The organism is Luteimonas sp. 3794 (genome assembly GCF_031456825.1).
Classification (GTDB): domain Bacteria; phylum Pseudomonadota; class Gammaproteobacteria; order Xanthomonadales; family Xanthomonadaceae; genus Luteimonas.
Window position 1 is genome coordinate 1 of the sequence record NZ_JAVDVJ010000007.1, and the last position, 14714, is coordinate 14714.

Here is a 14714-nt window from a genome sequence, read left to right on the forward strand (position 1 = left end):
CCACCCGATCCCATTCCGAACTCGGAAGTGAAACGTACATGCGCCGATGGTAGTGTGCATCTAGCATGCGAGAGTAGGTCATCGCCAGGGTTTTTACCCAAAACCCCCGCCGGTACTCCGGCGGGGGTTTTTCTTTGTGGCAGATTTGGAGAATGTCCGGCGAAGCGGAGAAACTTCGGTGCGGATCTTGTGGCGAAGGGGATTTACTCCGCAAGCAGCGCTGGCGAATCTATCCGAAAATCGGGCAGCGGCTCGGTGTGGGCGATCCCGCTATCTCCGCCGCACGGGTGGGGCCGGGCCGGCTCCGCGTAAGGTGCCCACGGCACCACCCCCGATTACGAAGAGCAGGCAGTGATCCAGACAGCTCCCGGACGCGCGGTGATGGACTTGCCTGGCTCGATCCGGCTCAGGAATGGAGAAGCCCCGGTCAATGACATCATTCTGGTCGCGACAGCTCAATGCCTAGAAGGATTGCAACAGGCAGAGGCGCATAACGGGCGTCGTGTATCGTCTGCCCTCGTCCGGAAAGGCCGCGTAAGACGCGATGAGTACCTACGCACTGCAGTCTGTTTTCCATCCCGCTTCGGTTGCGGTCGTCGGCGCGAGTCCCCGCGCGCGGTCTTTGGGGCGGCTCGTCTTGCAGCAGCTGCGTGCAGGTGGTTTTGCGGGGCCGATTGGTCTGGTCAATCCGCGTTACGCATCGATCGATGGGATTGAGGCGTCACCGACGCTCGCCGCATTGCCGTTCGCGCCGGAACTGGTCGTGATCGCAGTGCCACCGGCAGATGTGCCGGGCATCGCCGATGCCGCTGCGCGCGCCGGTGCCAAGGCCGCGATCGTGTTAACACGAGATATGGGCGGCGGCGTGGGTTCGCACAACGCCGCGCTGGCCGAAGTCGCGCGTGCCCACGGGCTGCGCATCGTGGGGCCGAACTGTCTCGGCGTGATCGCGCCGCACGCGAAACTGTTCGCGAGTTTTGCGGCCCATGCGCCTATCGCCGGCGATCTGGCGCTGATCTCCCAGTCCGGCGCGGTTGCGGCCGGGATGATCGAGTGGAGTCGGCCGCGCGGGATCGGCTTCTCCGCCGTGGCGTCGCTGGGCGATGCCCTCGACATCGACTTCGCCGATCTGCTCGATTACTTCGCGACCGACCGGCATACCCGCGCGATTCTGCTCTACGTCGAGCGGGTGCGCGATGCCCGCAAGTTCCTGTCGGCGGCGCGCGCGGCGGCGCGGGCAAAACCGGTGGTGGTGGTCAAACCGGGACGCCATGCGACACGCGACACGGCCGCGATTACCCACGCCGCCGCACTCGCCGCGCCGGACGCGGTGTACGACGCGGCGTTCCGGCGCGCCGGCCTGCTGCGTGTGCATGCGCTGGACGAACTGTTCGCCGCCGCTGAAACGCTGTCGCACCTGGGCGGCGTTCCGGGCAACCGGCTCGCGGTGATGACCAACGGCATCGGCGTGGGCATGCTCGCTCTCGACCGCCTCGTCGATCTCGGTGGCAGGCGTGCGGCCTTGTCGGAGGCCACGGTCACGACGCTGGAGGGTGCACTGCCGCGCGGCTGGTCACGCCGCAATGCCGTCGACATGCTTGGTGACGCGGATGGCGGGCGGTATGAATCCACACTTGGTGCTCTGCTGGACGACCGCGACAACGATGCCGTGCTGGTGATGCAGGTGCCGACCGTGCTGTCGGATCCCGAGGACGTGGCCGAGGCCGTCGTCCGCACTGTACAGGCGCGCCCGCGAGGCGGGATACGTAAACCCGTGCTTGCGGTCTGGCACGGCGATCAACCGGCTGCACGCCGAAGACTCGGGGATGCCGGTATCCCGGTCTACGACAGCGAGGCGGACGCGGTTCGCGGCTTCATGTACCTGGCGCGTCATCACGAGGCCCAGCGGGCGCTGATGGAAACGCCGCCGAGTCTGCCGGACGATTTCAATGTCGACCTGCCAGCCGCGCGCGCGGTGGTGGATGCCGGATTGGCATCGGGCAAACGCCTGCTCGATCCGGTGGCGACCGCCCGCCTGCTCGGCGCTTATGGCATTGCCTTGGCCGAGGTCTCGCGTGCGGGCGATGCAGACGCAGCGGTCGCGGCGGCCGACCTGTTGTTCGCGCGTGGCGCCGCGGTTGCGGTGAAGATCGACGCGTCCGATATCCCGCACAAGTCCGATGTCGATGGCGTGCGTCTCAACCTGACGACGCCGCAGGCCGTGCGGCATGCCACCGAGGACATTCTGGCACGCGCGCGTGCGCTGCGCCCCGATGCCCGGATCGACGGCGTGACCGTGCATGCAATGGTGGTGCGGCCCAAGGCGCGGGAACTCATTGCCGGCATTGCTGACGACCCGGTATTCGGCCCCGTGATCGTGTTCGGGCGGGGCGGGACCGCAGTCGATGTCATCGACGACAAGGCATTGATGCTGCCGCCCCTCGATCTGCGCTTGGCGCACGAGTTGATCGGGCGCACGCGTGCATCGCGCATCCTGAAGGCTTACCGCGACGTGCCGGCAGCGGACGAGCGCACGGTTGCTCTGGTGCTGGTGAAGCTTGCGCAGATGGCGGCGGACATTCCGGAGCTGGTGGAGCTCGACATCAACCCTCTGCTCGCCGACCGCGACGGCGTGATCGCGGTCGATGCACGCATCGCGCTCGGCCCGGTCAAGCGCCTGCACCGGGGGCGCGGTCATCCGCGTTTCGCGATCTTTCCTTATCCGAAGGAATGGGAACGCACGATCGCGCTGTCGAACGACACCACGGCCTTCGTGCGACCGGTGCGGCCGGAAGACGAAGCCATGTTCAGGCAATTCTTCGAGCGGGTCAGCACCGAGGATCTACGGCTGCGGTTCTTCAGCGCGGTGCGGCATTTCAGTCACGAGTTCGTCGCACGTCTGACCCAGCTCGACTATGCGCGCTCGATCGCCCTGGCCGCGATCGATCCGGCCACCGGTGAAATGCTGGGCGCTGTGCGTCTGCTCGCCGACGCGAATTACGACACCGGCGAATACGGGATCATGGTGCGCTCCGATCTCAAGGGCGCTGGCCTGGGCTGGCGGCTGATGCGGATCATGATCGAATACGCACAGTGGCAGGGCCTGCGCGTGGTCGAAGGACAGGTGCTGCGCGAGAACACCACCATGCTTGCGATGTGCCGCCAGCTCGGTTTTGCGATCACGACCGACCCCGACGATTCGACGGTGGCGATCGTCCGGCTGCCTGTCGCCGCCGGCTCCTGACCGGTCAGTCCTTCTCGCGTCCCGAGCCCGACTGCTTGCCGCCGCTATCCTGCTTGTTGACGGTGGCCCAGGCGATCCGCTCGGCGTCTTCCTTCGATCGGCCCTTATCGCGTTCCGATGCTTCCACGTGTTCAGCCTGTCGCTTCTGCTTGTCCGTGTAGGACGACTTGTCGCCGCGGCTCATGACGCTGCTCCTATCGATGGAAGCAGAAAGCCTGCGCCCGCGATCGTGAGCGACGGGTCGAATCCGCGTGCAGACATCGTGGATCGGGCGCAGTCACTGCGACGGAAGCGACGATAATGCAGCGGTGCGCAAGATCCTCCACATCGACATGGACGCGTTCTACGCTTCGGTCGAGCAGCGCGACGATCCCGCGCTGCGCGGGCGACCGGTGGTCGTGGCCTGGCGCGGCGCGCGTTCTGTGGTCTGCGCGGCGTCCTATGAGGCGCGTCCGTTCGGTGTGCGCTCGGCGATGCCCGCCGTCACCGCCGAACGGCTGTGTCCGGATGCGGTCTTCGTGCCGCCGGATTTCGCCCGCTACAAGGCCGTCTCGCGGCAGGTGCGCGAGATCTTCCACGCGCATACCGATCTGGTGCAGCCGCTGTCGCTGGACGAGGCCTATCTCGACGTCACCGACCCGAAGATTCCTTCGCCCAGTGCGACGGCGACCGCGCAGGCGATCCGCGCGCAGATCCGTGAGGCGACGCAACTGACCGCCTCGGCCGGCGTGGCGCCGAACAAGTTCATCGCCAAGATCGCGTCGGACTGGAACAAGCCCGATGGCCTGTACGTGGTGAAGCCCACGCAGATCGATGCGTTCCTGCTGCCGCTCAAGGTCGGCCTGATTCCCGGCGTCGGCAAGGTCATGGAGAAAAAGCTGGCCGAACTCGGCGTCGCGACGGTGGGCGATCTGCGCGGGCTGTCGCGCGAGACGCTCGAACGGCGCTTCGGCACGTTCGGTGTGCGTCTGCACCAGCGCGCACTCGGCATCGACGATCGACCGGTGGAGCCGGATCAGCCGGTGCAGTCGATCTCGTCGGAGGACACGTTCGAGAGCGACCTGCCGCTCGAAGCGCTCGCGCCAATGATCGAGCGTCTCGCGGAAAAAACATGGGCGGCGACGCGCAAGACGGCGCGTGTGGGCCGCACCGTGGTGCTGAAGCTCAAGACCTCGCAGTTCCGCATCCTCACGCGCAGCTTCACGCCGGATGCGCCGCCTGCATCGCAGGCGGAGCTGACGCGGATCGCGCTGGCGCTGCGTGAGCGCGTGGACCTGCCGGCGTCGACGCGGTATCGGCTGGTCGGTGTGGGAATCGGCGGGTTTCGCGAGCCGGACGAGTTGCCGGTGCAGGCGGGGTTGTTCGAGGGGTGAGCGCGATCAGCTTTGAATTGTCAGCGACCTTCCGCCCTCACCCGACGCGCTTTGCGCGTCGACCCCGGATCGAGTCCGGGGCAGGCTCTCTCCCGGAGGGAGAGGTGCCAATCAAAGGCGCGTCTCGCGCGCTGCCTCGCATGCGCCGACACACCGGCCTCTTCTGCGATGCCTCTAGCTGTGCTCAGCCGATCACCCGCTTGAACGGCGGCAGCGCATCGAGAATGCGTTTGCCGTAGCGGCGGTTGAGCAGCCGCGAGTCGAGGATCACGACGCGGCCGGTATCGGTCGAGGTGCGGATCAGGCGGCCGGCGAACTGGGTCAGCGTGCGCAGCGCATGCGGAATCGCGATCAGGTTGAACGGATTCTGGCCGCGCGCCTCCAGCCATTCGCCAAGCGTCGCCGTCTGCGGATCGGTCGGCACTGCGAACGGTACCTGCGTGATCACCACCGTCGTGCAGGCCTCGCCCGGCAGGTCGAGACCTTCGCCGAACGAGTTGAGGCCGAACAGCACCGAGCCCTTGCCGGCGGCGACGCGTTCGAGATGCGCGGCGACGACCTGCGACTTGTTGCCGCTGCTCTGCACCTGGATCGCCTCGCGGCGCGAAGCCGGCATCAGTTCGGCAACCTTCTCCATCTTCCAGCGCGACGTGAAGAGCACCATGCTGCCCTTTTTCCAGTCGAGCTCGCGCGCCAGCCATTCGGCGACCGCCTTCGGATGCCCTTCGCGGTCATCGGGCGCCACCGGGAACTGCGGCACCACCAGCTGCGCCTGGTTCGGCAGATCGAACGGCGACGGCAGCGAGGCGGTCTCGGCGTGATCGGGAAGACCGGTGTCGATCGCGAACGACTGGAAATCACCGCCACCAGTCAGCGTCGCCGAGGTCATCACGACCGAATCGATCTCCTTCCACAGCAGCGAGCGCAGCACGTGCGCAGCCGAGACGGGCGAGCAGTGCAGCGCGAGATCGCCATCGCGCGTCGCGGTGACCCAGCGCGCCATCGGCGGCGCACCTTCGCGGTCCTCGCGGCGCCAGCCGGCCCACAGCTCATGCTGCTGTTCCACCATCTCCAGCGCCATGCCGAGACTGCGCTGCAGTTTCTCGCGCGCCGGGTCTTCCTGCTTGTTGCGTGCGACGGCCTGCTGCGCGGCGTGCACCCAGTTGAACAGGGCGCGCGTGTCTTCGCCCAGGGTCTCGATCGCAGGCGCCCAGTCGTCGGGCAGGCGGCCGAGCGGTGCGCGCCACATCGGGTCGCGATCGCCGGGCTCGGGTTGCCAGGTGCGATCAACATCCAGCTGGAAGGCCTTGAGTCCCTTCGACACGCGCGCGGCGAGTTCGATCGCTTCGTTCGGCAGCAAGGTGCCGATACGTTCCTTGTCGACCAGCCGGTAGCTGCCGGCGATCAGGATCTGCATGCGGCTGGTGCGCTTGGCCATGTCGGCCAGCGGCAGGCGCGCGGCGCCCTGGTCGATCGCGACATTCGCCACGTGGTGGCCTTCGTCGAGCACCAGCAGCATGTCGCCGGGCGGCGCCAGCAACGGTTGGCCGTTCTCGATGTCGCCCATCGCCAGCGACGACAGCAGCAGCGCGTGATTGGTCACCACGATCTGCGCCTCGCGCACGGTCGTGCGCACCTTCAGCACCGGGCACTGCTGGGCGAAGCTGCAACGGCGCCCGGCGCAGCTCGAGGCGGGCGTGGTGATGCGCGTGCGCAGTGCCGGCGAAACAGGCTCGGGTGCGGTGTCGAGATCGCCATCCCATTGCCGGTCCGCATGCGCTTCGAGCAGACGCCGCGCGGCGTCGACCTCGTGTGGCGCGAGCGGGCGGTCGTAGAGCTGACGCTCGTAGTCGCCACCTTCGTCCGGCCCGGCGCCATCGAGCAGCATCGTGCCCTGGCTGTGCTCGGCGTGGAGCTCGGCGGCGTTGCGCGTGCACAGATACCGCGTGCGGCCCTTGGCCAGCGCGACCCGGGCTTCGAGTCCGGTCGCGGCAAGGAATGCGGGAATGTCGCGTTCGAACAGCTGTGACTGCAGCGCCACGGTGCCGGTGCTGATCACCAGCTTCTTCTTCGTCGCCAGCGCGATCGGCACGCCGGCGGTCAGATACGCGAGCGACTTGCCGACGCCGGTCGGCGCTTCGGCGATGCCGATGCCGCCCGAAGTCGCGAGCGCGCGCGAGACCAGCCCGATCATCGCGCTCTGCGACCGGCGCGTGCTGAAGCCCGGCGTATTCGCCTGCAGCTTTGCGTACGCGGCGCGGATGTCGGCCTTGAGCGCGTCGTTCAGCGCGCGCGGCGGCGCGTCGGCCGCGGGTGTGGCCGGCGAGTTGGAGTCGGAATCGCCCATGCGCCCATTGTCCCACGCCGCGTCGCGCGGACCGAGTCCGGGATGCTGAACATGTCTGCGTAGACGATCGGCAGCCTGCTAGATTTGCCTCAGGACACGATGGAGCGGGCAATGGGAACGGAATCGAAGGATCTGGACAGCTTCGTACGCGAGGCATTGGCGCGTGGCGCGGATCGCAAAGCAGTCGCTATCGCCCTGGCACACGCCGGATGGCCTGCCGAGCAGATCGAGGACGCACTGTCCCGGTATGCGGATGTGGCATTCGGGGTGCCGGTGCCGCGACCGCGTCCGACGCTTTCGGCGCGCGATGCCTTCCTGCACCTCGTGCTGTTCACCTCGCTGTATGTGGCCGCCTGGCAGCTCGGCAGCCTGCTGTTCGACCTCGTGAACCTGGCGCTCCCTGATCCGACGGAGCTCGGCTATAAAGTGAAGGGTCGCGGCCAATCGATGCGGTGGGCGGCGGCTTCGGTTGTCATCGCGTTCCCGTTGTTCGCATTCGTTGCGCACAAGATTTCACGCGAGCTGGCGCGCAATCCCGTCAAGCGACTGTCCCCGGTGCGTCGCTGGCTGACGTACATGACGCTGTTTCTGGCCGCCGCCATCTTGGTCGGTGATCTCATCACCCTGGTCTACAACGTGTTGGGCGGCGAACTCAGCATCCGCTTCCTGCTCAAGGTACTGATCGCGGGCACCATCGCCGGGGCGATCTTCGCGTTCTACCTGCTCGACCTGCGTCGCGAAGAGGCCGCGCCATGAACGTGTCCCGGTTCGGGCGTGGTCTCGTCATCGCGGGCGGGCTGGTCGCCGCCGTGACCGTGGTGGCGAGCTTGTGGTTGACCGGTTCGCCCGGCGCCCAACGCGACGCACGGCTCGACACGGTCCGCGTCCGTGACCTGCGCGCGATCGAGCAGGCGGCCGGCACGCACCTGCGGGAGAACGGCGCGCTGCCCGCCAAGCTGGCGGACGTGCCCGGCGCCGACCTGCGTCGGGTCGATCCTGTGACCGGCGCGGCGTACGGATACCGCGTTATCGCGCCGGATGGCGTGGAACTGTGTGCGGTGTTCGCTGCCGACAACGGGCAGCCGCTGCGTCAGATCGAACCCTGGGTGCGTCGCGACTGGCCGCATGTGGCCGGACCAGCCTGTTTCGAGCGCCGCCTGGATCGGCCATCGCGCGCTGAAGGATGAGTGGTATGCGCCGTCAGTCGGCGCCGTTGCCCGTCCCGCTGCGCGGCGCGTCTTCCAGCATCACCAGACGCTGACCATCGAGGCGGTACTCGAGCGCCGCCTGGATGGACTGCAGTTCGCGCACTTGGGCGCACAGCGCATCAGCCTGCGCTTCGAGCGCGGCGCTGCGGGCTTCGATCTTGTGGTCGAGATCGGCTTCCATGCGTTCCGCGCGTGCGTCCATGCGACCGGCGCGGCCGGTGAAGACCTGCCACATGACGCTGCGGCCGAGGCTGCCGGTCATGCGTTCGGCCGCGTCCTCGATGCGCGATTCGAAACCTTCGCCGAACACGTCCTGGTCCCAGCGCCCGGTGCCGAGCGTACTGTCGATGTAGCCGAGCGTGTCGGTGCGGAAACGTTCGACCTGACGCACCTTGCGTGCGCTGCCGGTCATCACTTCCACAACGCTGGCCAGCGCGTCGAACGCGATGCCGGTGCTCTCGCGCGCGACCGAGGTGACCTGCGGCATCAGCGTGCGGGCGCCCGATTCGAGCTGGCGCAGGCGCGCAGCATCGGCGGCGCTGACCGTCTGCACCGCGCGGTCCACGCTGAGCGTGCCGTCGTGGAAAAAGATTTCCTTTGGCATGCCGCTGTCGCGGTAGAGCCACACACCGCCGGTATCGACGAGCACGTTGTACGGCGTCGAGATCTCGCACTGGTCCGAGGACAAACGCGGCGCGTTGTCGTCATCGTCGGCAGCCAGGACCGGCGTCGAGACGAACACAAGACCGGCGACGAGCGCGGCGCGATGAAATGACATGGGCAGCGTTCCCGGTTGCATGGCGGAAGCATCGGATCTTCTCGCCGCCGGATCGCGTGCTTGAAGTCACGGTGGGGGCGCCCGCGGCCCGTAGTCTGTCCCGATCAGTGCCCGATGGCCGCCAGGCGCATCTGGAAATCCGCCGCGATGTCGGCCAGCGTCACCGAGGCCAGTCGCTCGCGCAGCAGGGCTTCCGCCTCGTCCATCGCGTGGGTGAGATGCGCGTTGACGGCTTTTTCCACGAGGCAGTCAGGATCGTCATTGGCCAGCCCGAACGCGAACGGCGCAGGCGCGCCCAGCGCTTTGTGGATGTCGAGCAGGCTGATGTCCGCCAGCGGCGTGGCCAGGGACCAGCCGCCGCCGTGGCCCTTGTCCGAACGGACGTAGCCGTGGTTGCGCAGCCCGGCCATCGTGCGCCGCACGACCACGGGATTGGTCCCCAGCATGGCTGCAATGGCGTCGGAGGTCGCCGGGCTCTCTGCCTCGTCGAGATGGATCAGGACGTGGAGCATGCGGCTGAGGCGGCTGTCGGGGCGCATGGGGCAGATGATGAGACGGGCGCTCACGATACCCCAGGCCAGCTCCCGACACTTCTAAAGTTGCATGATCGCAATGATGCGAGCATCATGAAACAACTGAGGTATCATGAGGTGGTGCATGCGATACGACGCAGTCATCGTGGGTGGAGGCAGTGCGGGGCTGTCCGCGGCGCAGGCTCTGGCGCGCGCCCGCAGGCAAGTGCTGGTGGTGGATGCCGGACAGCCTCGTAACCGGTTCGCCGCTGCCGTGCACAATGTGTTCGGCCACGACGACACGCCGCCGGCGGTACTGCTGGCGAAGGGGCGCGCGGAATTGCACCGCTATCCCACTGCCACAGTCCTCACCGGCGAGGTCATCGCGGCGACCGCAGAAGCAGACGGGTTCTCGCTCGCACTGGCGGACGGCCAGGCGTTGGACACGCGCACGCTGATTCTGGCGGGCGGGGTACGCGACGTACTGCCGCCGCTCGAAGGGTTGCAGGCGCGCTGGGGACGTAGCGTGCTGCACTGCCCGTACTGCCACGGCTTCGAACTCGGCGGCCGCGCGCTCGGCGCGTTCGCGGGCGAAGCGATGGGCCTGCACCGCGCGCTGATGCTGCCGGACTGGGGCCCGACCACCTGTTTCCTCGAGGGCGGCTTCGAGCCCGATGCCGAGGACGCCCGGAAACTCGCCAATCGCGGCGTCGTCCTCGAGCGGGTGCCGGTGGTGGCACTGCTGGGCACCGCCCCGGCGCTGGACGGCGTGCGCCTGGCCGACGGGCGCGAGGTGGGCGTCAAGGCGCTGTTCGTTGGTGCGCGAATCGAACCAGTGGGTGGTCTGGCCGAGGCGCTGGGCTGCGCGCAGGATCCCGGTCCGCAGGGGCCGTATCTGCGCGTGGATGCGTTCAAGCAGACCACCGTGCCGGGCGTCTTCGCCGCCGGCGATCTCAGCCAGCCGATGCACAGCGTGCCGCTGGCGATAGCGTCGGGATTGCTCGCAGGTGTGGGCGCGCATCAGGCGCTGATCGCGGCCGACGCGGCCTGAGCCCCCGCGTTTCATCGCCGGTTGTAGGCGTGCGCCGATACTGGGGCGATGCACCGACTCGTCTCCCTGCTGTTGGCTTCTCTGCTCGTCTCCCTCGTTGCAGTACCCGCGTTCGCCCAGTCGGCGCAGGTGGCGCGCGGTGATGCGCTCGAGCGTGTGCTCGAAGACGCGTCGTCGATGGCGCCGCTGCGCACCGTGGTGGTCGCGCGCGATGGCGTGCTGGTCGCCGAGCGCGCTTACCGCGGCGCGTCGACCACGCGCCCGGCCAACATCAAGTCGGCGTCGAAGACCGTCATGTCGGCCCTGGTCGGGATCGCGATCGAACGCGGATTGCTCGAAGGTGTGGACCAGCCCATTGCCCCGCTGCTCGCCGACCGTCTGCCGCGCGATCCCGATCCGCGGTTGGCGCAGATCACCATCGGCCACCTGCTGTCGATGCAGGCAGGGCTGCAGTCCACCTCGGGCCGCGGTTATGGCCGCTGGGTCGCACAGCCGGACTGGGTGCGTGCCGCGCTCGCCCAGCCGTTCGTCGACGCGCCGGGCGGCGGCATGATCTATTCCACGGGCTCGACGCATCTGTTGTCGGCCGTGCTCGCCCGCGTCGGTGGCAAGCCGGTCCGCACCCTGGCGCAGGAGTGGCTCGGCCCGCAGGCGGGCTTCGCCATCGCATCATGGGATACCGATCCGCAGGGCCTGCATTTCGGCGGCAACCAGATGGCCATGACGCCGCGCGCATTGCTGGCCTTCGGCGAGCTCTACCGCAACCACGGACGCGCGGCATCGGGGGCGCAGCTGGTGCCGGCAAGCTGGATCGCGCAGTCATGGGTCCCCCGGACGCGTTCGATCCATACCGGCGATGGCTACGGGTATGGCTGGTTCGTGCGGCAGATCGGCGGACACGACGTGCGCTTCGCCTGGGGCCACGGCGGGCAGATGCTGTACATCGTCCCCTCGCTGAATCTCACGGTGGCCATGACCTCCGACGAGACCACCGTCGCCGGCACTGGTCATCTCGTCGACCTGCATCGGCTGATGGCGCGGATTATCCAGAGCCAGTCAGGCTAACGGCGTGCGCCGGCGCGTTGGCGCGCCGCCCAAGCTGCGCGGTCAACGTGACGCTGCGCATACCGCTGTCGCAGGTGCCGACTGACACAGGTCGACAGGCCGCGTCCCGCGCGTGCTGCACTGCAGGCGGCGGCGAACAGTCGCGAGCCAATGTCCTGTCGGCGATAGTCGTAGACCGCCCCGTCCACGAATTCGATCGACAGCGTGTCGTCGCTGATCGACCACGCCCTGACGCCACTGCCGCCATGGCGGTTGCGGTAAGGGCGGAGACGGGCTGATTGCATGACCGCGTGCCGGGGCGCGTCCTCGGCGAGGCCGCAGCGCTGATCAGGCCGCGGTCTGGGTCACGGCGTTCGCCGCTTCCACGCTCGCCACGAGTTCGTGCTGGCGGAAGGGCTTGCCGAGGATGGTCAGCCCCGGGTCGAAATCGGCCATGCCGGTATAGCCAGACACGATCACGATCGCGGTGTCCGGCAGGCGCGCACGTACGGTGCGCGCGAGCTCTGCGCCGGTCATGCCCGGCATCAGGTGGTCGGTGACCAGCACGGCCGGCATCAGGCCGTCGTCGAGTGCACGCAGCGCTTCTTCGGCGGAACTGGCCTCGACGATGCGATAGCCCATGTCCTCAAGTGCATCGGAGGTGCACATGCGCACCGAATCCTCGTCGTCGACCACCAGGGCGGTCCCGCGGCTGTCCCCTGTATTGCTCACTGTCGTCTCCTCGTGTGCTTCGAATGCGGCGCCAGAGCGCGTGCCCACCGGCAGCCAGAGATGAATGGTGGTGCCGGCGCCGGGCGTGCTGTCGATGGTCAGCTGACCCCCCAGCTGGGAGGCCAGGCCGTGCGCCATCGACAGCCCGAGACCGGTGCCCTTGCCGACGCCCTTGGTCGAGAAGAACGGCTCGATCGCGCGTTGCCGCGTGTGCGCATCCATGCCGTGCCCGGTGTCGGAGACCGAGACCACGACATAGTGTCCAGTCGCCAGGTCGTCGTCGTGCGAAACGTGCACGTTGCGCGCGGCGATCGTCAGCGTGCCGCCCGCCGGCATCGCGTCGCAGGCGTTGACGCTGAGGTTGAGGATCGCCATCTCCAGTTGGTTCGGGTCGGCGATCGCCGGATTCAGATCGCGGGCGAGACTCAGCACCAGCCGGATACGTGGGCTGCTCGAACTTTCGATCAGCGCCGCCATGCCGTTGACCAGCGCGGTCACGTCGACATCCACGGCCTGCAGCGGCTGACGGCGGGCGAAGGAGAGCAGCCGTTGCACCAGCGTGGCGGCGCGTTCGGCGGACTGTCTGGCCACGCCGATCATGCGGTCGCGGCGGTCGGCGCGCGCAGTCGGGTCTGCGGCGAGATCCAGCGCGGTCACGATCGGCGTCAGCAGATTGTTGAAGTCGTGGGCGACGCCGCCGGTCAGCTGGCCGACCGCCTCGAGCTTCTGCGACTGGCGCAGGGCGTCTTCCGCATTGCGACGTTCGGTGGTGTCGATCGCTTCGGGCACCACCGCGATGATCCGGCCGTTGTCGTAGATGGGGCGCAGCGAGAAATCGTGGAAGCGACGACCGCTTGGCAGATCGACCTCGAGCTCCTCGCGCACGGTATCGCCCGCGGCGGCCCGCGCGAACATCAACCGGATGCGGTGCGGCAGGTCCCGGGTACCGGTGAACCACGGCGTGTCCCAGAGCAGCCGTCCGACGACATCGTCGAACTCGGCGCCGATCGCATCCAGCCCCGACCGGTTGGCGTCGGTGACGATGCCGTCGGGCGTGCACAGGGCCTGCAGCTGGTAACTGGTCTCGAACAGCGTGCGCAGCTGCGCCTGTGAGCGCGCCAGCGCGCTGGCCGCCGCGTTGATGTCGGTCACGTCGCGCGCGCTGCAGTAGAAACGGCCACTCTCGGGCGTCGCCACCCAGGACAGCGTGCGCACGCCGCCGCTGCGCGTCCGCAGGCGATTTTCGAAGTGCAGCACCGGCTTGCCGCTGCGCAGCGTCTCGAGCACCGACCGGGTGACGGCCTGGTCGTCCTCGAGCACGTATTCCACCCAGGGCTGACCGACCAACGCCGTCTGCGGCCAGCCGAGCAGCTGCTCCCACGCGGGATTGACGGTCTCGATGCAGCCGGCCTGGTCGACCACGGCCAGCAGATCCGGGGTGACCTGCCATGTCAGGGACCGCTCGCGCGCGCGCTCGATCACCTGCCGCTCGAGATCGCTGTTGAGGCTGAGCAGTTCGGCCTCGCGGGTCTGCAGGGCCAGGTCGGCCGCGCGGCGCGCGGTGACGTCGATCCCCTGCACGAGGACCCCGATCACGCCGCTGGCGTCGTTGATCGGCTGGTAGACGAAATCGAGATAGCGCTCGACGGTCGCCCTGCCCGGTCCGGCCTGCACGAGATAACGCGCGCCATTGGTGGAGAACGCCTGTCCGGTCCGGTACACCTCTTCCAGCAGGGCCAGATAGCCTTGTTCGACCGCATCCGGCAGCGCGTCGACGAGGCGCTTGCCGATCACGTTGCGCTCGCCGATCAGCGCGCGATAGGCGGGATTGATATAGGCGAAGGTGTGCTCCGGCCCGGTGAGCATAGCCATGAAACCCGGCGCCTGCTCGAACATGCGGCCCAGCTGGCGGATGTCGGTGCGCAGGCGGCGCTCGTTCTGCACCTTGCGGGTGACTTCGGTAGTGATGTTGAGGAAGCCGGCGATCACATGGTCGTCGTCGCGCACCGGCGAATACGAGAACGTCCAGAAGGTTTCTTCCGGATAGCCGTTGCGCAGCATCGTCAGCGGCATGTCTTCGTGCCACGTCGGCTGGCCCGACATCGCGCTCTCGACCAGCGGCAGGATATCGGCCCACACATCCGACCAGACCTCGGCCATCGGCCGCCCCAACGGCGCCTCCTTGCTGCCGAGGAACGGGGCGTAGGCGTCGTTGTAGAAGAACACCAGGTCCTCGCCCCAGGCGAGGTTCATCGCGAAGCGCGAATCGAGCATCAACGCGAGCGCGGTGCGCAGGGCGTGCGGCCAGTTCGCCATCGGCCCGAGCGAGGTGGTCGACCAGTCGAACGCCGCGATCCGTCCGGCCATCACGCTGTGGCGTGGCAGGAAGGCGGGGTGTTCGGCGGGTAGCGACACACTCACGGCG

11 protein-coding genes, 1 rRNA gene and 1 pseudogene are annotated in these 14714 nt (G+C 68.0%); 7 read left to right on the forward strand and 6 right to left on the reverse strand.

The genetic code is table 11. The features are described from left to right. Window positions 1-90, forward strand: a 5S ribosomal RNA gene (gene rrf, locus J2X52_RS11060); the annotation flags it as partial. 454 nt (window positions 91-544) lie between these two features. Then, on the forward strand, window positions 545-3244 hold the full coding sequence (locus tag J2X52_RS11065) for a bifunctional acetate--CoA ligase family protein/GNAT family N-acetyltransferase (RefSeq protein WP_310152987.1): 2700 nt from the start codon (window positions 545-547) through the stop codon (window positions 3242-3244). Between the two features lie 13 nt (window positions 3245-3257). Here the strand turns inward: J2X52_RS11065 and J2X52_RS11070 are convergent. Further along, window positions 3258-3428: pseudogene (locus J2X52_RS11070) on the reverse strand (HupB); the annotation flags it as partial. A gap of 124 nt (window positions 3429-3552) precedes the next feature. On the opposite strand from J2X52_RS11070, the gene dinB reads away from it, so the two are divergent. Next, a complete protein-coding gene (gene dinB, locus J2X52_RS11075) occupies window positions 3553-4617 on the forward strand; it encodes a DNA polymerase IV (RefSeq protein ID WP_310152990.1) in 1065 nt (354 codons plus the stop codon). 184 nt (window positions 4618-4801) lie between these two features. On the opposite strand, the gene dinG is transcribed toward dinB, so the two are convergent. Next, window positions 4802-6964 carry an ATP-dependent DNA helicase DinG gene (gene dinG, locus J2X52_RS11080; RefSeq protein ID WP_310152993.1) on the reverse strand — a complete coding sequence of 721 codons (2163 nt, stop codon included), beginning with the start codon at window positions 6962-6964 and terminating at the stop codon, window positions 4802-4804. Window positions 6965-7120: 156 nt separating this feature from the next. On the opposite strand from dinG, the gene J2X52_RS11085 reads away from it, so the two are divergent. Further along, window positions 7121-7720, forward strand: a complete 600-nt coding sequence (locus tag J2X52_RS11085; RefSeq protein ID WP_310152995.1) for a DUF5671 domain-containing protein — start codon at window positions 7121-7123, stop codon at window positions 7718-7720. Beyond that, window positions 7717-8151: a hypothetical protein gene (locus tag J2X52_RS11090; protein WP_310152998.1), complete on the forward strand. Its 435-nt coding sequence runs from the start codon at window positions 7717-7719 to the stop codon at window positions 8149-8151. The genes J2X52_RS11085 and J2X52_RS11090 overlap by 4 nt, the downstream gene beginning before the upstream one ends. Window positions 8152-8164: 13 nt before the next feature. Here J2X52_RS11090 and J2X52_RS11095 read toward each other — a convergent pair whose 3' ends face one another. Together J2X52_RS11095 and J2X52_RS11100 are read right to left on the reverse strand one after the other, a co-directional pair. Then, window positions 8165-8950 (reverse strand): DUF2884 family protein, encoded by a 786-nt coding sequence (locus J2X52_RS11095; protein ID WP_310153000.1) that lies wholly within the window; start codon window positions 8948-8950, stop codon window positions 8165-8167. A 104-nt stretch (window positions 8951-9054) separates the two neighbouring features. After that, window positions 9055-9489, reverse strand: coding sequence for an Rrf2 family transcriptional regulator (locus J2X52_RS11100; protein ID WP_310153340.1), 435 nt, complete (start codon window positions 9487-9489; stop codon window positions 9055-9057). A gap of 118 nt (window positions 9490-9607) precedes the next feature. On the opposite strand from J2X52_RS11100, the gene J2X52_RS11105 reads away from it, so the two are divergent. Together J2X52_RS11105 and J2X52_RS11110 are read left to right on the forward strand one after the other, a co-directional pair. After that, complete coding sequence (locus J2X52_RS11105; RefSeq protein WP_310153003.1) at window positions 9608-10513, forward strand: NAD(P)/FAD-dependent oxidoreductase; 906 nt, start codon at window positions 9608-9610, stop codon at window positions 10511-10513. A 48-nt stretch (window positions 10514-10561) separates the two neighbouring features. Then, window positions 10562-11578 (forward strand): serine hydrolase, encoded by a 1017-nt coding sequence (locus tag J2X52_RS11110; protein WP_310153006.1) that lies wholly within the window; start codon window positions 10562-10564, stop codon window positions 11576-11578. Here the strand turns inward: J2X52_RS11110 and J2X52_RS11115 are convergent. Both J2X52_RS11115 and J2X52_RS11120 read right to left on the reverse strand, forming a co-directional pair. Continuing rightward, window positions 11575-11862, reverse strand: coding sequence for a hypothetical protein (locus J2X52_RS11115; protein WP_310153009.1), 288 nt, complete (start codon window positions 11860-11862; stop codon window positions 11575-11577). The two genes, J2X52_RS11110 and J2X52_RS11115, sit on opposite strands and share 4 nt — an antisense overlap. Before the next feature lie 43 nt (window positions 11863-11905). Beyond that, window positions 11906-14710 carry a PAS domain-containing protein gene (locus tag J2X52_RS11120; protein WP_310153012.1) on the reverse strand — a complete coding sequence of 935 codons (2805 nt, stop codon included), beginning with the start codon at window positions 14708-14710 and terminating at the stop codon, window positions 11906-11908. Window positions 14711-14714 lie beyond the last annotated feature (4 nt).